The organism is Sulfitobacter pacificus (assembly GCF_030159975.1).
GTDB lineage: Bacteria > Pseudomonadota > Alphaproteobacteria > Rhodobacterales > Rhodobacteraceae > Sulfitobacter > Sulfitobacter pacificus.
The window spans coordinates 1,065,777-1,086,046 of sequence record NZ_BSNL01000001.1 but is presented as its reverse complement, the minus strand read 5'-3'; the positions used below and the strand labels follow the sequence as shown (position 1 = coordinate 1,086,046).

General features: G+C 58.3%; 20 protein-coding genes. 12 read left to right on the top strand and 8 right to left on the bottom strand.

Going from position 1 to position 20,270, the window contains the following annotated elements; genetic code table 11:
• Nucleotides 1-45: 45 nt before the first annotated feature.
• On the bottom strand, nt 46-1,341 hold the full coding sequence (locus QQL78_RS05475; protein ID WP_284371333.1) for a helix-turn-helix domain-containing protein: 1,296 nt from the start codon (nt 1,339-1,341) through the stop codon (nt 46-48).
• A 235-nt stretch (nt 1,342-1,576) separates the two neighbouring features.
• On the opposite strand from QQL78_RS05475, the gene QQL78_RS05470 reads away from it, so the two are divergent.
• The 5 genes from QQL78_RS05470 (at nt 1,577) to QQL78_RS05450 (ending at nt 6,888) form a co-directional block, all read left to right on the top strand.
• Nucleotides 1,577-2,923 (top strand): substrate-binding protein, encoded by a 1,347-nt coding sequence (locus QQL78_RS05470; protein ID WP_284371331.1) that lies wholly within the window; start codon nt 1,577-1,579, stop codon nt 2,921-2,923.
• A 105-nt stretch (nt 2,924-3,028) separates the two neighbouring features.
• On the top strand, nt 3,029-4,060 hold the full coding sequence (locus QQL78_RS05465; protein ID WP_284371329.1) for a branched-chain amino acid ABC transporter permease: 1,032 nt from the start codon (nt 3,029-3,031) through the stop codon (nt 4,058-4,060).
• A gap of 4 nt (nt 4,061-4,064) precedes the next feature.
• A complete protein-coding gene (locus tag QQL78_RS05460; protein WP_284371327.1) occupies nt 4,065-5,264 on the top strand; it encodes a branched-chain amino acid ABC transporter permease in 1,200 nt (399 codons plus the stop codon).
• Nucleotides 5,265-5,275: 11 nt separating this feature from the next.
• Nucleotides 5,276-6,040, top strand: a complete 765-nt coding sequence (locus QQL78_RS05455) for an ABC transporter ATP-binding protein (RefSeq protein WP_284371325.1) — start codon at nt 5,276-5,278, stop codon at nt 6,038-6,040.
• Nucleotides 6,041-6,135: 95 nt separating this feature from the next.
• Nucleotides 6,136-6,888, top strand: coding sequence for an ABC transporter ATP-binding protein (locus QQL78_RS05450; protein WP_284371324.1), 753 nt, complete (start codon nt 6,136-6,138; stop codon nt 6,886-6,888).
• A gap of 71 nt (nt 6,889-6,959) precedes the next feature.
• On the opposite strand, the gene QQL78_RS05445 is transcribed toward QQL78_RS05450, so the two are convergent.
• A complete protein-coding gene (locus QQL78_RS05445) occupies nt 6,960-8,468 on the bottom strand; it encodes an AMP-binding protein (protein ID WP_284371323.1) in 1,509 nt (502 codons plus the stop codon).
• A 143-nt stretch (nt 8,469-8,611) separates the two neighbouring features.
• Between QQL78_RS05445 and accB the strand changes: the two genes are divergently transcribed.
• Genes accB through aat form a run of 3 tightly spaced genes read left to right on the top strand, consistent with a single transcriptional unit; the run spans nt 8,612 to nt 11,124 of the window.
• Nucleotides 8,612-9,118 (top strand): acetyl-CoA carboxylase biotin carboxyl carrier protein, encoded by a 507-nt coding sequence (gene accB, locus QQL78_RS05440; RefSeq protein WP_284371321.1) that lies wholly within the window; start codon nt 8,612-8,614, stop codon nt 9,116-9,118.
• A gap of 11 nt (nt 9,119-9,129) precedes the next feature.
• Nucleotides 9,130-10,482: an acetyl-CoA carboxylase biotin carboxylase subunit gene (gene accC / locus QQL78_RS05435; protein ID WP_284371319.1), complete on the top strand. Its 1,353-nt coding sequence runs from the start codon at nt 9,130-9,132 to the stop codon at nt 10,480-10,482.
• A 6-nt stretch (nt 10,483-10,488) separates the two neighbouring features.
• Nucleotides 10,489-11,124: a leucyl/phenylalanyl-tRNA--protein transferase gene (gene aat, locus QQL78_RS05430; protein ID WP_284371318.1), complete on the top strand. Its 636-nt coding sequence runs from the start codon at nt 10,489-10,491 to the stop codon at nt 11,122-11,124.
• Here aat and QQL78_RS05425 read toward each other — a convergent pair.
• Together QQL78_RS05425 and QQL78_RS05420 are read right to left on the bottom strand one after the other, a co-directional pair.
• A complete protein-coding gene (locus QQL78_RS05425; protein ID WP_348540749.1) occupies nt 11,088-11,465 on the bottom strand; it encodes a DUF2155 domain-containing protein in 378 nt (125 codons plus the stop codon). The two genes, aat and QQL78_RS05425, sit on opposite strands and share 37 nt — an antisense overlap.
• Nucleotides 11,462-11,845 carry an NADH:ubiquinone oxidoreductase subunit NDUFA12 gene (locus QQL78_RS05420; RefSeq protein ID WP_284371316.1) on the bottom strand — a complete coding sequence of 128 codons (384 nt, stop codon included), beginning with the start codon at nt 11,843-11,845 and terminating at the stop codon, nt 11,462-11,464. The genes QQL78_RS05425 and QQL78_RS05420 overlap by 4 nt, the downstream gene beginning before the upstream one ends.
• A 177-nt stretch (nt 11,846-12,022) precedes the next feature.
• Between QQL78_RS05420 and QQL78_RS05415 the strand changes: the two genes are divergently transcribed.
• Complete coding sequence (locus QQL78_RS05415) at nt 12,023-13,819, top strand: FkbM family methyltransferase (RefSeq protein ID WP_284371314.1); 1,797 nt, start codon at nt 12,023-12,025, stop codon at nt 13,817-13,819.
• 112 nt (nt 13,820-13,931) lie between these two features.
• Here QQL78_RS05415 and QQL78_RS05410 read toward each other — a convergent pair whose 3' ends face one another.
• The 4 genes from QQL78_RS05410 to QQL78_RS05395 all read right to left on the bottom strand — a co-directional run bounded on the left by QQL78_RS05410 (nt 13,932) and on the right by QQL78_RS05395 (nt 18,169).
• On the bottom strand, nt 13,932-14,294 hold the full coding sequence (locus QQL78_RS05410; protein ID WP_284375455.1) for a RidA family protein: 363 nt from the start codon (nt 14,292-14,294) through the stop codon (nt 13,932-13,934).
• A gap of 272 nt (nt 14,295-14,566) precedes the next feature.
• Nucleotides 14,567-15,832, bottom strand: coding sequence for an ATP-dependent Clp protease ATP-binding subunit ClpX (gene clpX, locus QQL78_RS05405; RefSeq protein ID WP_284371312.1), 1,266 nt, complete (start codon nt 15,830-15,832; stop codon nt 14,567-14,569).
• A gap of 123 nt (nt 15,833-15,955) precedes the next feature.
• Entirely contained in the window at nt 15,956-16,621 is a 666-nt protein-coding gene (locus tag QQL78_RS05400; protein WP_284371310.1) for an ATP-dependent Clp protease proteolytic subunit, read from the bottom strand.
• Between the two features lie 417 nt (nt 16,622-17,038).
• Nucleotides 17,039-18,169 carry a zinc ABC transporter substrate-binding protein gene (locus tag QQL78_RS05395; RefSeq protein ID WP_284371308.1) on the bottom strand — a complete coding sequence of 377 codons (1,131 nt, stop codon included), beginning with the start codon at nt 18,167-18,169 and terminating at the stop codon, nt 17,039-17,041.
• Nucleotides 18,170-18,248: 79 nt separating this feature from the next.
• On the opposite strand from QQL78_RS05395, the gene QQL78_RS05390 reads away from it, so the two are divergent.
• The 3 genes from QQL78_RS05390 to QQL78_RS05380 are packed head-to-tail and all read left to right on the top strand — an operon-like array spanning nt 18,249 to nt 20,265.
• Entirely contained in the window at nt 18,249-18,728 is a 480-nt protein-coding gene (locus QQL78_RS05390) for a transcriptional repressor (RefSeq protein WP_284371306.1), read from the top strand.
• Entirely contained in the window at nt 18,725-19,474 is a 750-nt protein-coding gene (locus tag QQL78_RS05385) for an ATP-binding cassette domain-containing protein (RefSeq protein WP_284371304.1), read from the top strand. The genes QQL78_RS05390 and QQL78_RS05385 overlap by 4 nt, the downstream gene beginning before the upstream one ends.
• On the top strand, nt 19,471-20,265 hold the full coding sequence (locus QQL78_RS05380; RefSeq protein WP_284371302.1) for a metal ABC transporter permease: 795 nt from the start codon (nt 19,471-19,473) through the stop codon (nt 20,263-20,265). Before QQL78_RS05385 ends, QQL78_RS05380 begins: the two co-directional genes overlap by 4 nt.
• Nucleotides 20,266-20,270: the final 5 nt, after the last annotated feature.

The following is a 20,270-nucleotide window of genomic DNA, read 5'->3' as shown; positions in this document are numbered from 1 at the left end:
TGGGGGGCTGTCAAAAGATGTTCTTCGCCACTGCCCTCTGGCACACTAAATACCAGCACTGATCACCGAGGGCTCCCGCCGTGCCCGACATTGGTCCTGCGGGCAAACCCGGCAGGTAGAGCCCATCGCAACAACCTCTCCTGCCGGCGCATCAGCTGGCAACAGTAACATGACCGCTTGCATCAAAGGGGTGCTGTTATAACCGGTGTTTGCCATGGTCCCCGCTGCCGCATAGCCCTCAAAGGGCGCATCCGCGCGGCCCAATTGGGTGACGCGACTGCGGATCACACTGCCGGGCTGACCAAGCGCCGAAAACAGCGGCCACAACGGGCAACAGGCCCCATGGCGCGGCACGGTGAACCCTTCAACAGATTTGCGGAAAATCACCGTACCTGAGCGGTCACAGACCACCAGCCCCGCGCCAAGCTCTGGCAGGGCGGCCATGCGGCGCAACAGGCAAGGCATTGCACAATGTAGATGATTGGCCAGTGACAAAGGGTCCATTCCGATCTCTTCAATGGCGGCGCGCAGTTCCGCCAGCTTGAGCACGGCAGCATCCTCCACCACCTGCCGCAACACTTGCCCGGCAATGAATTTCGCAGCCTGCGATGCCAGCTGCGGGGCGGCCTGCACCATCTGGTCAATCAGATCCTCGCCCACGGTGCCTTTTTCAAGTTCGGCAAAGCTGAACTCCTGCGCCGCGAGATACAGCTCGACCTCCTCTTGCGGGGAGCTGGCCGCATCAGCAGCATCGGCATCGGCGTCCAGATAGGCGACAATGGCCTCGGCGCTGTCAGACAAGCGGCGGCTGTCCTCATTGATGTTGGCATGGAACCGGTTGCGCCATTCAGGCTGCAATGCCTCGTTCTCAGCAAGGATTGCCGCGGTCGATCTGATCGCCGCCGCGGTTGACAAAAGTTCGTGCATGGAGGCCGCCAGATGCGGATCATGGGCCAGACGGTCGTTCAATGCCTCAACAGTCTGTTCCAGAGCAGCCGCGCGTTTGGCGGTGCCAGCCAGCACATCGGCCCAGCCCGGAAAGCGCCCGGCGAACTCATCTGCGCGGGTGGCCTCATCACCGCTCAGCCCCGCCGCATCCGCCGCCTCGCGCAGGGTCGCGATCAATGCCGCCTCTGCCCCATCGGTCAGGGCCTGCGCCTCGACACCCAGCGCAGCGGCAATGTTCAACAACAGCTTGCCACCGATTCTACGCCGGTTGTGCTCGATCAGATTGAGATAACTGGGCGAGATCCCAGCCAGCCGTGCCAGTTCCGCCTGCTTCATCCCGGCCATCACCCGCCGTTCGCGGATCCGACTGCCTGTAAGTGCTTCACGTGCCATCAATACAACCTTTGGTAAAATGAGCAAAACCGCGTAATTTCAATGCGTTTCTGCGCTGCAACATTAGAAAATTTACAGAATTTCAAATCTCCCTGCTAAGATATTTACAAATTTAGCGTGACGTTCAAGGGGGTTATTGATCAATTTTCCTTCTTTCGGCGATAGTGCCTTTGCACATTTGTGCCGCACTGTCCGGGAGCAAGGGACAGGCGATTTACAAATCCGGGAGGAATTCATGTCATTTTCGAACCCCACACGTCGTGGTCTGATTAAAACAGGTGCTGTCGCAAGTGCCGGTCTGGCGCTGCCAACATATCTGCGCGCCGACGGCCATGCCGGTTTCACCAATGCGCCACAGGGCAGCACGGTCACACTGGGCTTTAACGTCCCACAATCCGGTCCCTATGCGGACGAAGGCGCTGACGAATTGCGCGCCTATGAGCTGGCGGTCGAACACCTGAACGGTGGCGGCGACGGCGGCCTGATGAACACCTTCAGCTCCAAGGCCCTGCAAGGCAACGGCATCTTGGGCAAGAAAGTCGAATATGTCACCGGCGACACGCAGACCAAATCAGACGCCGCGCGGGCCTCTGCCAAGTCGATGATCGAAAAAGACGGTGCCGTTATGGTAACCGGCGGGTCTTCCTCCGGTGTGGCCGTTGCTGTGCAGGCGCTGTGCCAAGAGGCCGGCGTTATCTTCATGGCCGGCCTGACCCACTCCAACGACACCACCGGTAAGGACAAGCGGGCCAATGGCTTCCGCCACTTCTTCAACTCCTACATGTCCGGTGCGGCCCTCGCGCCCGTTCTGGCCGCCAACTACGGTAAAGACCGCAAGGCCTATCACCTGACCGCGGATTACAACTGGGGCTACACAACCGAAGAAGCGGTACGTTCCTCAACTGAAGCCATGGGCTGGGAAACTGTTGCAGCTGTTAAGACACCGCTGACGCAGACCGACTTCTCTGCCTATATCGCGCCTGTTTTGCAGTCTGGTGCCGACGTTCTGGTTCTGAACCACTACGGCGGGAACATGGTGAACTCGCTGACCAACGCGGTGCAGTTCGGTCTGCGTGACAAGCTGGTTAACGACAAGAACTTCGAAATCGTTGTGCCGCTCTACTCTCGCCTGATGGCGAAAGGTGCGGGTGCCAACGTTAAGGGCATCTTCGGCTCCACAAACTGGCACTGGTCGCTGACCGACGAAGGTTCAAAAGCATTTGTTAAATCCTTCGGCACCAAATATGGCTTCCCGCCCTCACAGGCGGCACACACATGCTACGTTCAGGCGCTGCTTTATGCAGATGCGGTTGAGCGTGCAGGTTCCTTCAACCCATGTGCGGTTGTGGAAGCGCTGGAAGACTTCGAGTTCGACGGCATGGGCAACGGCAAGACGCTTTACCGTGGCGCGGATCACCAGTGCTTTAAGGACGTGTTGGTTGTGAAGGGTAAAGAGAACCCGACCTCCGAATTCGACCTTCTGGAAATCGTGGAAGTGACACCTGTCGAGCAGGTGACATATGACCCCGATCATCCACAGATGGCTGGCGGTTCCCTGGGTTCCTGTAACCCCGGCGCGTAAGCGACACTCAGCTAACTTACTTAATTAACTGAACTTTCAGGGCGAAGATATTCTTCGCCCTGACCTTGGCCCATATGGGCTGACCGCGCTTGGAGGTGGGGCACCATGGACGCAATTATCCTGCAAATTCTCAACGGTCTGGACAAAGGATCCGCATATGCGCTGATCGCTTTGGGTCTGACGTTGATCTTCGGCACGCTCGGGGTGGTGAACTTCGCCCACGGCGCGCTGTTTATGATCGGTGCCTTCTGTGCCGTAACCTTCAGCAAGATGCTGTCGTTCAGCCACACGATTATCGACGAAACCCAAAAGGACTTCCTTGGCAATCCGCTGAAAGTCGAAGTCCCCTATATTCACGAAATTTTCGGACAGGCGACCGGCGACTTTGTGATTGACTGGGCCGTGCCCCTTTCAATCCTGTTCACCATACCTGTCATGCTCGCCATCGGCTTCATCATGGAGCGCGGGTTGATCAAACACTTCTACAAACGCCCCCATGCTGACCAAATTCTGGTGACCTTTGGTCTGGCAATCGTCTTGCAGGAAGTGATCAAGTATTTCTACGGTGCAAACCCTATTCCGACGCCCGCCCCTGCGGTCTTTGCCGGCTCCTTTGATTTTGGCGCGATGCTGGGGTTTGATGCCAATACAATCATCTATCCCTACTGGCGCTTGGTCTACTTCGCCTTTTCGGCGGTGATCATCGGGGCAGTCTTTGCCTTCCTGCAATTCACCACCTTCGGCATGGTTGTGCGTGCCGGTATGGCGGATCGTGAAACGGTAGGCCTCCTTGGCATCAATATCGACAAACGCTTTACCATCATGTTCGGCATTGCCGCTGCGGTGGCCGGGCTTGCCGGTGTGATGTATGCGCCCATCAACTCGCCCAACTACCATATGGGTATGGATTTTCTGGTGCTCAGCTTTGTGGTTGTGGTTGTCGGCGGCATGGGTTCCCTGCCCGGTGCGGTGCTGGCGGGCTTTCTGCTGGGTATCCTTGAGAGCTTTGCCTCTATGGCGGTGGTGCTGGAGCTGATTCCCGGTATCAACCAGATCATCATCTACCTTGTAGCGATCATCATTTTGCTGACCCGACCACGCGGCCTGATGGGGCGCAAAGGCGTGATGGAGGAATAAGAACATGTTTGGACTTAACAAAAAAGACGCAGGGCTGCTGCTGATCGTGGCATTCCTTGCCCTGGCCGCTCCCTTCATCCTCAACCCCTTCCCCGAGGGCTCTGCCATGGCGCAGTTCAACGCGGGCTATCCTGACCTGATGCAGCGACTGGTGATCTTCAGCATCTTCGCCATCGGCTTCAACATTCTGTTTGGCCTGACCGGCTACCTCAGCTTTGGGCATGCCGCCTTTCTGGGTGTGGGGTCTTACGCTGCAATCTGGATGATGAAGCTGCTGACCATGAATGTGGTGCCTGCCATCATCGTTTCGGTGCTGATTGCCGGGGTGTTCTCGCTGCTGGTTGGCTGGATCTCCCTGCGCCGCTCGGGCATCTACTTTTCGATCCTGACACTGGCCTTTGCACAGATGTCCTATGCGCTGGCCTATTCGGTGCTGACACCCATCACCGGTGGTGAAACGGGCCTGCAGCCGAAATATGACGATCCGCGTATCCTTGATGGGGCGCTGGAAGCCGGGAAATCACCACGTGCCAATCTGTTTGGTCTGGAAATGAATGCCGGGTTTGAACTGTCGATGGGCAACTGGGTGTTCACCTTTAACGCCGGTTACTACATCGCAGCGATTGTCATGCTGATCGCATTCTATCTGTCGATCCGCATCTTCCGTTCGCCTTTCGGCATGATGCTGCGGGCGGTGAAATCCAACCAACAGCGGATGAACTATACCGGCCTCAACACCAAACCCTATACGCTGGCCGCCTTTGTAATCTCTGGCATGTATGCCGGTCTGGCCGGTGGGCTGCTGGTGGCGATGGACACACAGGTGGGGGCGGAACGCATGTTCTGGACCGCATCGGGTGAGGTTGTTCTGATGACCATCCTTGGCGGTGCCGGCACGTTGATCGGGCCTGTACTGGGCGCAGGTTTCATCAAATACATGGAAAACATCGTTTCCAAGATCAACAAATCGGTTCTGGAACAATGGTTTGCCTTTATGCCCGACGGCATTGAGGATGTGATGATCGCACTGGTTTACCCCTTTGTGGGCAAAGGCTGGCACCTGACGCTGGGACTGTTGTTCATGCTGGTTGTGATCTTCCTGCCCGGTGGTCTGGTCGAAGGCGGCCAACGCATCGCCAAATTGTTCCGCGGCAAAAACGCTTCGGACGATACCACTGACGCCACCAAAACCCCCGCAGAATAAGGAAAGACATCATGGCTATTCTTGAAGTTAAAAATGTGGGCAAGCGGTTTGGCGGCCTTCAGGCATTGGGCGACGTGAACCTCAACATCGCGGAAAACTCCTGCCATGCGATCATCGGGCCCAACGGTGCGGGAAAATCCACCCTGCTGAACTGTCTGGTAGGCAAGCTGATCCCCGACACGGGTTCAGTGATGTTTGACGGGCAATCGGTGCTGGGGCGCAAACCCTATGAGATCAACCAGATGGGCATCAGCCGGGTGTTTCAAACGCCAGAAATCTTTGGCGATCTGAGCGTCATGGAAAACATGATGATCCCCTGTTTTGCCAAACGCGACGGTGCGTTCCGCATGCATGCGCTGGAAAGCATCGGCCAGGAGCGCGACATCATCTCCAAGGCTGAAGAGATGCTGGTTGATATGAACTTGATCGACAAACGCGAGATGATGGCCTCCTCCATGTCGCGCGGTGATAAACGCAGGCTTGAGATTGCCATGTGTCTGGCGCAGGATCCCCGACTGTTGCTGCTGGATGAACCCACCGCCGGCATGGCGCGGGCCGATACCAACAACACCATCGACCTGCTGAAGCAGATCAAGGAAGAGCGCGACATCACCATCGCCATCATCGAACACGACATGCATGTGGTGTTCTCGCTGGCGGACCGGATCACGGTTCTGGCGCAGGGCACACCGCTGGTCGAGGACACACCGGACAAGATCAAGGGCCACCCGAAAGTGCGCGAAGCCTATCTGGGCGAAGTGCAGGAAGCCGCTTAATATCCGGGGGCGGTTTTTGCCCCCCATTCCCCTACCCCTCTGTGGCCCCGCAGGGTCGGCTTTGGCCCACCCCGCTGTCAAAAAGGATCAAGACAATGACCACCCAAACGCTTGAGAAAAACGCAAATCATGCGGCCACGGCACCGGCCTTTCTGTCGGTCTGGAACCTTGAGGCCTATTACGGCGAAAGCTACATCGTGCAGGGCATCAGCTTTAACGTGCATGAGGGCGAGATCCTCGCGCTCTTGGGGCGCAACGGGGCAGGCAAGACCTCGACCCTGCGGGCCATGGCGCGGATGTCCTCGCCGGAAGTGCATAAGGGTGAAATCTGGCTGGACCATCAGCCATTGCACAACATGCAGTCCTTTGAAGCCGCGCAGGCGGGTTTGGGACTGGTCCCCGAAGACCGTTCGATCATCCCCGGCCTGACGGTTGAGGAGAACCTGAAGCTGGCACAAATCGCCCCCCCTATCGGCTGGTCGCTGGAACGCATCTACGATCTGTTCCCGCGCCTGGGGGAACGTAAATCACAGGACGGCATCACCCTGTCGGGCGGCGAACAGCAGATGCTGGCCATCGCCCGCGCCCTGGCGCGCGACATCAAGGTTTTGTTGCTGGATGAACCCTATGAAGGTCTGGCCCCGGTGATTGTCGATGAGATCGAAAAGACATTGGGAATCATCAAGGAACAGGGCATCACAACGATTCTGGTGGAACAGAATGCGGTGCGGGCACTGAAACTGGCGGACCGTGCGGTGATTCTGGACACTGGCGGGATCGTCTTTGACGGCACAGCACAGGAAGTTCTGGACAATGCGGAGCTGCGTGCGGAATACCTCGCGATCTGATCCACCCTGCTTGCAAACGGGATCGGACTTTTTTTTGGAAAGTCCGTCCCGAAAATTTTAAGAACTTTCGCCTACCCTCGCGAAAGTAAGGCGCGCAGTTCAGTTTTCAAAACCTTGCCGTAATTGTTCTTGGGCAGCGCATCGAGCCGGACATATGCCTTGGGCCGTTTGAACCGCGCGATGTTTTCCAGACAAAGCCGGTCAAGGGCCGCCTCCTCCGCGTCTCCCACAATAAAGGCAACAACCTCTTCCCCCCAGACGTCATGGGGGCGGCCAATCACCGACACCTCGCGCAGGGCGTCATGCGTCAACAACACCTCTTCCACCTCGCGCGGATAGACGTTTGACCCGCCAGTGATAATCACATCCTTGCTGCGGTCCTTCAGGGTCAAATAGCCGGCCTCGTCCAGCACCCCGACATCCCCTGTCATCAACCACCCATCGCGCAGTGTGGCAGAGGTCGCCTTTGGGTTGCGCCAATAGCCCGGCATCACCGTCGCCCCGCGCACCATGATTTCGCCTGCCGTTCCCGCGGGCACGGGCATCCCGTCAGCCCCTGCTATCCGCAACGTGATTCCCGCTTGTGCCCGTCCGACCGATCCCAGTCGGCTGCGCCAATTAGGATGGCTGCGTTCGATCACATCTGAACGGGAGAGCGCGGTGATCCCCATCGGGCATTCACCCTGTCCATAAATCTGCACAAAGACCGGTCCGAACCAGTCAGAAGCCTCAAGGATATCAGCAAGATACATCGGCCCACCCGCATAGACGACGGTGCGCAACCCAAGACCCTTTGCACCAAGTTCTCGCGCCCGTTGCGTCAGGCGTTTGACCATCGTGGGCGCGGCAAACATGTGAATTGAACCGTGATGTTCGGCCAGATCCAGTATCTCTTCGGGTTCAAACCCGCCGGATGCCGGACAAATATGGCGCGCCCCCGCTTGCACATGCATCACCGCATATAACCCGGCACCATGGCTAAGCGGGGCCGCATAAAGTGCCGCATCCTCGGCGCGCACGATATCCACATCCATAGCATAGCTCCGTGCCATGGAGGCCAGCATCCCATGGGTGATGATCACCCCTTTGGGCTGCCCCGTGGTGCCCGAGGTATAGAACAGCCAGGCCAGATCATCACCGCCGCGCGGCACGACGTCCTTGACCGGAGGCGCAGCGCGGACATCTTTCTGAAACCCATCACTTTCGATGTCCACTACCCGTGTGTCACCACCGTTTTCATCCAATGCCGCGGCCTGCACCCCGCTGGCCAGCACCAGATCCGCCCCGGCATTATGCACAATGAAAGCGGCCTCGCGGGCGTGCAGCTTGGCGTTGATCGGCACAGCCGCCGCACCTGCAGCCCAGATCCCGTAGAGCAGCACCAGAAAATCCGGTGTATTCTTCATGAAAATCGCCACCCGGTCACCGGGGGTCACGCCCTGCATCTGTAGCCAACCGGCACAGCGGCGCACCTGATCCGCAAAATCGGCATACTCTGCCACCATATGCCTGCCGGAAAACAGCGCCGGAGCCTTGGGGGTCTTCTCTGCCGACCGGATCAGCCAATGTGCCTGATTCATCTTGCCTCTCCTTGCAGGTGCACCATGCATGCCAAGTCTGCCCCAGACAACTGGCGGCTTTTCACGCAGGGCACATTGGCCTATAAGCGACCCTGACGTCACGGCGCATGAAACCGCCGGACAAGGGACAAGTCGAGGATAATATGACTAAAAATACCCATGACGCGGATGTGGCTTTCATCCGGGCACTGGCCGAGTTGTTGAACGAAAATGACCTGACGGAGTTGCAGGTCAAGCGCGACTATGCCGAGGATGACAGTCTGAACGTACGCGTCAGCCGCAAGCCGCCACAGCAAATCATGGCGGCACCGCAGCAGATACAGGCCAGCGCCCCGGCACCCGCCGCCGCGGCCCCAGCAGCAATTGCCGCCCCGGCAGCCGCCGCAGCTGACGATGCCGCGGACCCCGCCAGCCACCCCGGTGCCGTGACCTCACCAATGGTCGGCACCGTCTATATGCAGGCGGAACCGGGTGCGCCCGCGTTCATCTCTGTCGGGGCTGCGATCTCTGAAGGGGATACGCTGTTGATCGTTGAGGCGATGAAAACCATGAACCACATCCCCGCCCCGCGCTCAGGCACAATCAAGCGCATCCTGGTCGGTGACGGCGATGCGGTTGAGTTCGGCGCACCGCTGGTCATCATCGAATAGGGTGGTCGCAAATGTTCAATAAAATCCTTATCGCCAATCGGGGTGAGATTGCCCTGCGGGTGATCCGGGCTGCCCGCGAGATGGGCGTCGGCACTGTCGCTGTGCATTCCACAGCCGACAGCGATGCGATGCATGTGCGCATGGCGGATGAATCGGTCTGCGTTGGCCCGCCATCGTCGACACAATCCTATCTGTCGATCCCTGCCATCATCGCCGCCTGTGAAATCACCGGCGCCGAGGCGATCCACCCCGGCTATGGGTTTCTGTCTGAAAATGCAGGTTTTGTGCAGGTGGTGCAGGATCACGGGCTAACCTTTATCGGCCCCACAGCCGAACATATCCGCGTGATGGGTGACAAGATCACCGCCAAGGAAACCATGAAAAAGCTGGGCGTGCCCTGTGTGCCCGGTTCTGCTGGCGGCGTGGCCACCCTTGAGGAAGCCAAGGCGCTTGGCGAGGAAATGGGGTATCCTGTCATCATCAAGGCCACAGCTGGCGGCGGTGGCAAGGGCATGAAAGTGGCCGAAACCGCCAAGGATATGGAACGTGCGTTCCAGACTGCGCGGGCTGAGGGTAAATCAAATTTCGGCAATGACGAAGTCTATATCGAGAAATATCTGACCACGCCGCGCCACATTGAAATTCAGGTTTTCGGTGATGGCAAGGGCCGCGCGGTGCATCTGGGGGAGCGCGACTGTTCACTGCAACGCCGCCACCAGAAAGTGTTCGAAGAAGCCCCCGGCCCGGCGATTTCACCCAAGGAACGTGCGCGTATTGGCAAGGTCTGTGCCGATGCCATGGCCGACATCAACTATATCGGCGCCGGTACAATCGAGTTTCTTTATGAAAACGGCGAATTCTATTTCATCGAAATGAACACCCGTTTGCAGGTCGAACATCCGGTGACCGAAGCCATCTTTGGCGTTGATCTGGTGCGCGAACAAATTCGTGTGGCATCAGGCTTGGACATGTCGTTCCAGCAGGACGACCTCAAGATCAACGGCCATTCGATAGAGGTGCGCATCAACGCCGAAAAACTGCCGAACTTCACCCCCTGCCCCGGTCGGATCACGCAATATCACGCACCGGGTGGATTGGGTGTGCGGATGGACAGCGCCCTTTATGACGGCTATTCGATTCCACCCTATTACGACAGCCTGATTGGTAAGCTGATCGTACATGGTCGCGACCGCACAGAGGCGCTGGCGCGCCTGCACCGCGCTTTGGGCGAATTGATCGTCGACGGGGTGGATACCACCGTTCCGCTGTTTCACGCGCTTCTGGCAGAGCCGGACATCCATTCAGGGGATTACAATATCCACTGGCTGGAACATTGGTTGGAAACCAATCTTGGCAATGCCTGACCGGCAATGTCGGATCTAACACCGGAACTCTTGCTACAGGGCTATGCCGTCGGGATTTTCCCGATGGCAGAGCACCGCGATGATCCGGAAATTTTCTGGGTCGACCCTGAACATCGCGGGATCCTACCGCTGGACGGTTTTCACATTTCCCGCTCCCTTGCCCGCGTCATGCGGCGCAGCCCCTTCACGGTACGGATCAACAGTGATTTTGATGCGGTGGTTGCGGCCTGTGCGGATCGTGCAGAGACTTGGATCAATGCCGAAATCACCCAGCTTTACACAGCCTTACATGCCAGAAGCAAAGCACATTCCTTTGAAATCTGGGACGGGGAAGAACTGGTTGGTGGTGTCTATGGCGTTACCTTGGGCGCTGCGTTTTTTGGGGAAAGCATGTTTTCGCGCCGCAGCAATGCCTCCAAAATGGCTTTGGCCGGTTTGGTCGATCACCTGAACCGGGCGGGTTTCCAGCTGTTTGACACACAGTTCCTGACGGCTCATCTGGCCTCCCTCGGGGCCATCGAAATCAGCCGCCGCGCCTATCACACGCGGCTGGCGCAGGCGACATCGCAGCATGCCAGCTTCACATCCGTAGAGGTTTTACCACTTCACGAGGTGGTGCAGCGAATGACCCAAACGTCATAACGTTGGTGTTCCAGCGCAGATAACGCCGGCGCAGAGGCAATCATCCAGCCCGAGAACAACACCCCCTCTTTGCCATTCTCCGAAATCTCCAACCCGGCATAGGCATTGCCCGAGGGGTTGCCCGCAGGGTAGCGGCATTCTTTCATCACAATCTGCAATGATCCCATGCGAAACGCCTGACCCGCGCGCATTTCAAAATCGGTGGTCTGGCCCGACGTCTTGTCAAGCGCACGCAAAACACCGCCGGGCGCATTGCTGACTTCCTGCGCAGCCAATGGCGCAGCAGCCAGCCCGCCAAGGGTTACAAGCACAGCCAGAAAGGAACGCATCGGCGTGGTCACTCCGGGCTCCATGCCTCGTAGTCAGAGCGGTCTTTTGGTGATTCCTTACGCAGCGATCCCGCCGGCGCATAGGCCAACATGGTGCCGGTCAGATTCTCGACATGTGGTTTTTCCCATGGCTTATGCACCATCGGCTTGTCCGTGGGCGGTTCATCCCAGGTGTGGTGCAGCCAGCCGTGCCAATCAGGTGACACGCGGCTTGCCTCCATCTCGCCGTTGAACATGACCCAACGACGGGTGTTATCGGCGTTACGGAAATAGGTATTCCCCTGCTCGTCCTCGCCCACTTTAACACCTTTACGCCAGCTCCAAAGCTGGGTGTTCAGGGTGTTGCCGTGCCACCAGGTCAATCCCCGGAAAATAGTGTTCAGAATGCCCATGATGCTCTCCGCGCTCAACTTGCTCCGGTTATGCACCACTGCGCGGGCCGCGTCCAGCAGACCTGTACAAGTGTTGCGGCAAAGACTCGTGTCAGCAGTGCAAATTTCGCAGATTTCGCAAAGCCATTGGCCCTAGACGCCCGGAAAGCTATTGTTTCAAAAACGGAGACAATTCCCATGCCTGCCAAGACAGCCAAACCCAAAGCTGCATCTGCCAAAGCAGCGGCTGGCAAACATGTAGCCGAATGCCACGGGGTAAAGGTGCCTGACAGCCCGATGCTGACGCCAGTGCGGATCGAACGGATCAACGCCGCGCGCTATGAAGGGCAGGAAATCGCCGGCGCGCTTGAAGTCATACGCGAAGGCGACAAGGTGCTGGAAATGGGGGCCGGTATCGGCTTGGTCGGCGCGATTGTCGCCAAGAACGGCAAGCCCAGCAAAGTTGTGTCTTTTGAGGCCAATCCAAACCTGATCGAACATATCAATGCGCTTTACAAACTGAACCGGCTTAGCAAGACCATTGAGGTGCGCAACGAGGTATTGATCAGCGCAGCTGACGCACCCGAGACTGTCGCCTTTCACATCCGCAACTCCTATCTCGGGTCATCCCTGATCGAAGACAACAACCGCGCGACCACCCGCGTTGACGTGCCGACAGCGCAATATGCCAAATTGCACAAGGACCTCGCCCCCGATGTCCTGTTGATGGATATCGAAGGCGGCGAACTTGATTTTCTGCGCCATGCGTCGCTTGACGGCATCCGCGCCATTGTGATCGAGTTCCACCCCGATGTGTACGGGCGCGAGGGCATGCGCGAATGTAAAACCTTGATTGAAAAGGCTGGTTTCGCCAAACTCTCTGATCATTGCACCCGCTTTGTCTGGACCTGCGTGCGCGATGTCGCCTTGCAAGGCCCCTTGCCCGATCTGGCATGGACCAGCGAAACCACCAGTTTGGAAAATGCCATTGTCGTGCCTCCGCATGAACAGGATTTTGTACAGCAAGCCGGGGTTCTCACCGCCGAGGGCAGTTATCATGCCGAAGGGGCATTGTGGCGCAACGGACGGGCCCTGACCATCGCACCACAAATGCCCGAAGGCCCGTTAAAGACCCGCAAGGGCACCTGGCTCTGGGGTGGGGTGCTCTGGATGCATTTTGGTCATTTTCTGGTGGAAAGCATGTCGCGGCTCTGGGCACTTGACCATCTGAACGAAGAGATTGACGGCATCCTGTTTGTGCCCAAACGCCCCCGCAATGCGGATGAGGTATCACAGTTTCAACGGGATCTTGTGCGCCTGATGGGCACTGATGCGCCGGTGGCCTGCGCTGCCGCCCCTGAACAGGTCGAACGGCTTATTGTGCCCGGACAGGGGTTTGGCCTTGGCCCGATGATCACCGGCACTGATGCCTTCCGTGATGCTTTTGCCAAGAATTTTGCCAAAAGCGTCGCGGCGGACGGGCCGGACAAGCTCTATGTCAGCCGCAGCAAACTGCCCTCAGGGCGCGGCAATCTGATTGGCGAACCGGAACTGGAAGCACGGCTGAACGCAGAAGGTTACACCATCTACCACCCCGAGAAACACGACATCCATCATCAGATCGCAACCTATAAAGGGGCAAAAAAGGTCATCGCCGCCGAAGGGTCCACCCTGCATATGCTGGCCATGGTCGCTGACCCCGCTACCGAAGTGGCCATGATCGTGCGCCGCCCCTCCGGTGCCACACGTAACCTGGAACGCCATCTGGAGGCGTTCACCGGCCGCGCGCCGGTCAGCATCACCCATCTGCTGCGTTCATGGAAACCCCTTGGCGCGGCAAAGCCACGGATGTGGATGGGCGAGCTGGACATGCCCGCCCTGCAATCCTCTCTGGCAGAGGCAGGTTTCATTTCCAAAACCGGCAAACCCTGGATCTCGCTGGAACCGGCGGAAGTACAATCCCGCCTTGGCGACCGCTTTGAGGAAGTAACCTAAAGCGTTTTCGAAGTAGCTTGAAACTCGCCTCGTCCTCTAACCCGTTGAAATCCGTGATTTCAGGCAGCGTTTGATGATCGAGATACTCGGATCCCTCTCCAGAGTTCCACCGCTAAACCGGCAACAGCGCAGTGACCTCAATCTCGATGCGATACTTGGGGTCGATCAAGCCGCATTCAATCATTGTTGCCGCTGGCGGGTTCTCCCCGAAAACCTCGGCCAGAAGCGGCCAGCAGGAGGCGAACTCCGCCCGATCCGGCAGCATATAAGTCACCCGCACCACATCGGCAAAACCCACACCGGCCTCCTCCAATGCTTTGCCAATCACCTCCAGCGCATGACGGCATTGGCTGACCACATCCTCCCCCTGCCCCACGGTGCCGGCCACATGGACAAAACCACCCGCCACTACCGCCCGGCAATAGCCGATCTTTGCCTCAAATTCCCCGCCTGAATGTATCCGCTTCATCGCCATATCCTTGTTGGTTTCGGAGCCGCCCTTGCCTGAGCACAGACAGCCTGTTGGACGCGGCGGCGTCAAGTTAAATTGCCGCGGGCCCCGCTTGCGGGAGACGGCCATTTGACTTGAGGGCGTTGCGACCAACTGGCAGGCAGGGATCATGCTAAGGGGGGCGCAAACCAATGTTGGTATTGGTGAGCCCCGCAGCCCTCTCCCCCCGGCATAAAACAAAAGGGCGCGTCCAAGACACGCCCTTTCAAAACTCTGAGAATGAGAACGTTAAAGGATTAACCCGCTGTCGCAGGCTCTTTTTCCGCCTCACCATGGATCATCAAAGGTGCAGCATCCGAGGTCACCGATTCTTCGTTCACCACCACCTCATTCACCGATTCCAGGCCCGGCAGATCAAACATGGTATCCAGCAGGATATCCTCAAGAATAGAGCGCAACCCGCGCGCACCGGTCTTGCGTTCAATCGCCCGTTTAGCAATTGCAGCCAATGCATCATCGGTAAAGTTCAGCTGGGTATCTTCCAGTTCGAACAACCGCTGATACTGCTTTACCAAAGCATTCTTCGGCTGGGTCAGGATCGTCACCAGCGCATCTTCATCCAGATCTTCCAGCGTTGCCAGCACCGGCAGACGGCCGACAAATTCCGGAATCAGACCGAATTTCAACAGGTCTTCCGGCTCCAGATCGGTGAAGATCTCGCCCACGCCACGGGCATCATTATCACGCACATCCGCGCCAAAACCCATGGCCGACCCTTTGCCGCGCGCGGCGATGATCTTGTCCAGGCCGGCAAAGGCCCCGCCACAGATGAACAGGATGTTCGTGGTGTCAACCTGCAGGAATTCCTGCTGCGGATGTTTGCGCCCGCCTTGTGGCGGCACAGAGGCCACCGTGCCTTCCATCAGCTTCAGCAAGGCCTGCTGCACACCTTCCCCCGATACGTCACGGGTGATCGAGGGATTTTCAGACTTGCGTGTGATCTTGTCCACTTCGTCGATGTAGACGATGCCGCGCTGCGCGCGTTCCACGTTGTATTCAGAGGCCTGCAACAATTTGAGGATGATGTTTTCCACATCCTCGCCCACATAACCGGCTTCGGTCAGCGTGGTTGCATCCGCCATGGTAAACGGCACATCCAGAATCCGCGCCAGCGTTTGCGCCAACAGGGTCTTGCCGCAACCGGTCGGGCCGATCAGCAGGATGTTGGATTTCGCCAGTTCGATATCGCCGCCCTTCTGGGCGTGGTTCAACCGTTTGTAGTGGTTGTGCACAGCCACGGACAACACCCGTTTCGCCGTTGCCTGACCGATCACATAATCGTCCAGTACCTCGCAGATATCCTTGGGTGTCGGCACACCATCGGTGGCCTTCAGGCCGGATGCCTTGGTCTCTTCGCGGATGATATCCATACAGAGTTCGACGCATTCATCACAGATGAACACAGTCGGACCCGCAATCAGCTTGCGGACCTCATGCTGGCTTTTGCCGCAGAAGCTACAGTAGAGGGTGTTTTTACTATCACCGCCGGAATTATTCGCCATGTCAGCCCTTTCAGGTCTGTCGTGAATTTTGCGCATCAACTGTGACGCGCGGTCCTTGCCTCAAACACTAAGCCAGTGCCTTGGGCGCTACAATCGCAAAATCGCAGCGCCTAAAGCTTTGTCTTACTTGTCGCCTTTGCCCTTCTTGGGCTTGGTTTTCGGTGCATCGCCATCGTCTTCCTTGCCGCGGTTTGCGACAATCTCGTCGATATGGCCCCACTCCAGCGCCTCGTCCGGTGTCATCCACAGGTCACGATCCAGCGCCTTTTGCACGGTCTCATAATCCTGACCGGAATGTTTCATATAAAGCTGGTACATCCGTTCGCGGGTCCGCTCAATGTGGCGCGCGGAGATCAGGATATCCGTTGCCTTCCCCTGTGAGCCGCCAGAGGGCTGGTGCACCATCACCTCGCCATTTGGCAGGGCAAAACGCATGCCTTTTTCACCGCCAATCGCGATGACAGACCCCATGGACGCCGCCATGCCGCAGATCAGCGTGGAGACTTTGGGGCGGATATACTGCATGGTGTCATAAATCGACAGGCCGGCAGAAACTTCACCACCGGGTGAATTGATGTACATGCTGATTTCCTTGGACGGGTTTTCCGCCTCAAGATGCAGCAGCTGCGCCACAACCAGATGGCTCATGCCACTGTGAATGGGACCATTGATGAAAATGATCCGTTCTTTCAACAACCGTGAGAAAATATCATAGGCCCGTTCCCCCCGGCTGGTCTGTTCAACCACCATCGGGACAAGGTTCATGTAGGTTTCATAGGGATCATTCATCTGTGCTTGCCTGTATCTGCGTCTGCGGGACCATACCTGCAGAACTGTTAGTATCAGATTAGTCGCGGGCCGAGGGAGCTTCAAGGGGGGCACAGCGACGTGAGGCGCTTATCCGGGCCGCTGCCGTCTTAGCCCGACGTGATGACAATGGGGTTAACGTCCGGTTCAGACCGGATGCGGCAAAGCACATAAGGGTTTGAACCCATATGACTGTAAGACATAGCTGCAGACAGTAACACGTAAAATTGTTCACAACAGGTTGGGATAAGGCCGCCCTTTGGTCATCTCACCGGCGTGCCCTGCTTTCCTTTTCAAGTGCCTGTTGACCTCGCCAAAAGCCGAGGCAACGCGCATGACTGCCGAAGGCGGGCCGTTATTCGAAACAGCCCGCCTTCCCCGATGATAGACAGAACAGCCTTAGGGGTTCAGACACTCTGCCATCGATGTCGCGATCCCACGGATCATCTCGCCATAAAGGTCCGGCCCCGGTGTCAGCGTCGCCCCCAGCGGGTCAAGCATGGCCAGCTTGGTATCCTGCCCTTCAAACACGGTTTGCAACAGGGCAGTATTCATCTGTGGCTCTGCAAAGGCGCAGACAGGTGCCGCCTCCGTGACCTGAGCGCGCAATGCTGAAATCCGCGCGGGCCCCGGTGTGGCGGCATCCCCTGCGCTGACCGCAGCAACAGCTTCGGTGCCAAAACGTGCCTCGAAATAGTGGTAGGCGTCGTGAAATACGATAAAGGGACGGCCCTTTGCTTCGCTCAATTGTGAAGTAAGCTCCTGCGTCAACTCCGCCAGTTCTGCCTGCCCCTGTTGTGCGTTTTCAAGATAGGTGGGGGCATTTCCGGGGTCCAATGCGGCCAGCGCCTTGGCGATAGCATCGAGTGCGACCGCAGCATTGGCGGGGTCCAGCCAGATATGGGGGTCCTGCCCGTCGCCATGATGCGCATGGCCTTCATGTCCATGGTCGTCGTGACCTTCATGGTCCTTGTCTTCATGTGCGTGATCGTCGTGGCCTTCGTGATCCTTGTCCTCATGCGCGTGATCGTCGTGGCCTTCGTGGTCCTTGTCCTCATGCGCGTGATCGTCGTGGCCCTCGTGGTCCTTGTCCTCATGTGCGTGATCGTCATGGCCCTCGTGGTCCTTGTCATCATGCCCGTGATCATCATGGCCGTGCCCATGATCGTGGCCCGCCTCACCAAATCCGGCGCCCTCGCGGAACCCAAGCAGGGACATGCCCTGCGCATCCATCAAGGCCAGTTTCTCTGCATTGGGGGCCAGGGCCTCAATCGGATCTGCCAACCATGGCGTCAGCCCCGCTCCGACCCACACCACCAGATCCGCGCCGCTCAGGCTGCGCGCTTCGGAGGGGCGCATTGCATAGCCATGCGGCGATGCACCGGCTGGGATCACCAGATCAGGGGTGCCAACCCCCTGCATCACTCGGGACACAAGGCTGTGCACAGGGGCGATATCCACCGCCACAGCAGGCACATCTGCCCGCGCCACGGCTGGCAGCAAGGACAGGGCAAGGAATAGAAAACGCATAGGTGACCTCCAGATAAATGCGAGGGCTTGCTACAGTGTATGTTATAACATATCAATAGCTGATGTTTGGAGACCCCCTATGAGCACCATCGGATTTGCCCCTCATGATCACGGCAGCTGTGTCGCGGATGCCTTGCAAAAGGCCGATCGCCATTGTGCAGACAACGGCTTGCGCCTGACGCCAGTGCGCCGCCGGGCCTTGGAAATCCTGCTGGCGGATCACCGCGCATTGGGGGCCTATGATCTGCTTGCGGATCTTGCCGCCGAAGGCTTGGGCGCACAGCCGCCCGTGGCTTACCGCGCGCTGGATTTTCTGGTAAAGGCCGGATTCGCGCATAAGATCGAGGCGCTGAATGCCTATATTGCCTGCGCCCATCTGGGGGAATGCCAAATGCCTGCCTTTCTGATCTGCCGCGCCTGCAAATCCGTGGCCGAAGCGGATACCACCCTTGCCAAGGGCCGATTGAACGAGGCCGCTGTGGAGGCGGGTTTTCAGATTGAACGTACCGTGGTCGAGGCCGAAGGGCTGTGCCCTGCCTGTCAGGACGCGCCCGCATGAGCCTGATCCAGACCCGCAACCTAACCCTTGGGTATCGCGGCACACCGGTGCTGCGCGATGTCAGCTTTGCCATCGAGCGGGGCGAGATCGTGACGATTGTCGGTCCCAATGGATCGGGAAAATCCAGTCTGTTGCGGGCATTGATCGGGGCCTTGGCACCGGAGTCGGGCAGTGTCACACGGGCGGAAGGGCTGCGCATCGGTTACGTGCCGCAAAAGCTGCATATTGACGCCACGCTGCCGCTGACCGTCCATCGTTTTCTGAACCTGCCCAAACGTCAAAAAGCGGATGACATACAAGGGGTTTTGACCCGTGCGGGCGTGCCAGAGCTCAGCGGTGCCCAGATGACTTCGCTTTCCGGCGGTCAGTTCCAGCGCGTTTTACTGGCCCGCGCCCTGCTGGGGGCACCGGACATTTTGATTCTCGACGAGGCAACACAGGGGCTGGACCAACCCGGCGCCGCCGCTTTTTACCGCCAGATCGAAGAGGTTCGCAGTGCGCTGAACCTTGCGGTGCTGATGGTGTCACATGATCTGCATGTGGTTATGGCCGCCTCTGATCGGGTGCTTTGCCTGAACGGTCATATCTGTTGCGAAGGCACCCCCGAAATCGTCGCGGATGCGCCGGAATACCGCGCCCTGTTTGGCACCGGCACCCAAGGCACGCTGGCGCTCTACCGGCACCAGCATGACCACGCGCATCACCATTCCCACGATCATGACCACAGCCACGAGCATTGCCAATGATGGACGATTTTGTTTTTCGCGCCGCCCTTGCGGGCCTTGGCGTCGCCTTGGCCGCAGCACCGCTGGGTTGTTTTGTGGTCTGGCGGCGGATGGCCTATTTCGGGGATGCCACCAGCCATGCGGCCCTGTTGGGTGTCGCGCTTGCGCTGGCCATGGACCTGCCGGTGATCAGCGGTGTTCTGGTTGTAGCCCTTACCATGGCCCTGGTCGTCAGCACCCTGTCCGACCATAACGTCAGTACGGATACTCTATTGGGGGTTCTGGCCCATGCGGGGCTGGCACTGGGGCTTGTCGCGGTCTCACTCGTGCCGGGGCAACGCGTTGATCTTTCTGCCTATTTATTCGGTGATATTCTCGCCGTAACCAAGGGCGACGTCCTGCTGATCTGGTCTGGCGCCATATTGGTTGCGCTGTTGCTGCTATGGCGCTGGCAAGCCTTGCTGACGGCCACACTGAACCCCGATCTGGCCACAGCCTCCGGGGGGCATCCGAAGCGCGAACAACTGATCCTGACCTTTGCATTGGCGGTGACAGTGGCGGTTGCGCTCAAGGTTGTTGGTGCCTTGCTGATCGCCGCCATGCTGGTGATCCCTGCCGCTGCCGCCCGCCCCTTTGCACGCACGCCGGAAATGATGGCCCTTTGTGCCATGGCGCTTGGCGCAATTGCTGTGGCTGCGGGGCTGATCGGTTCCTTCCACTTTGACACGCCCACAGGGCCCAGCATTGTCACGGCTGCCGCGATCCTCTTTGCGATCTCGACCAGCCTGTCGCCTTTGCTGCGGGCGCGCTAAGCCGC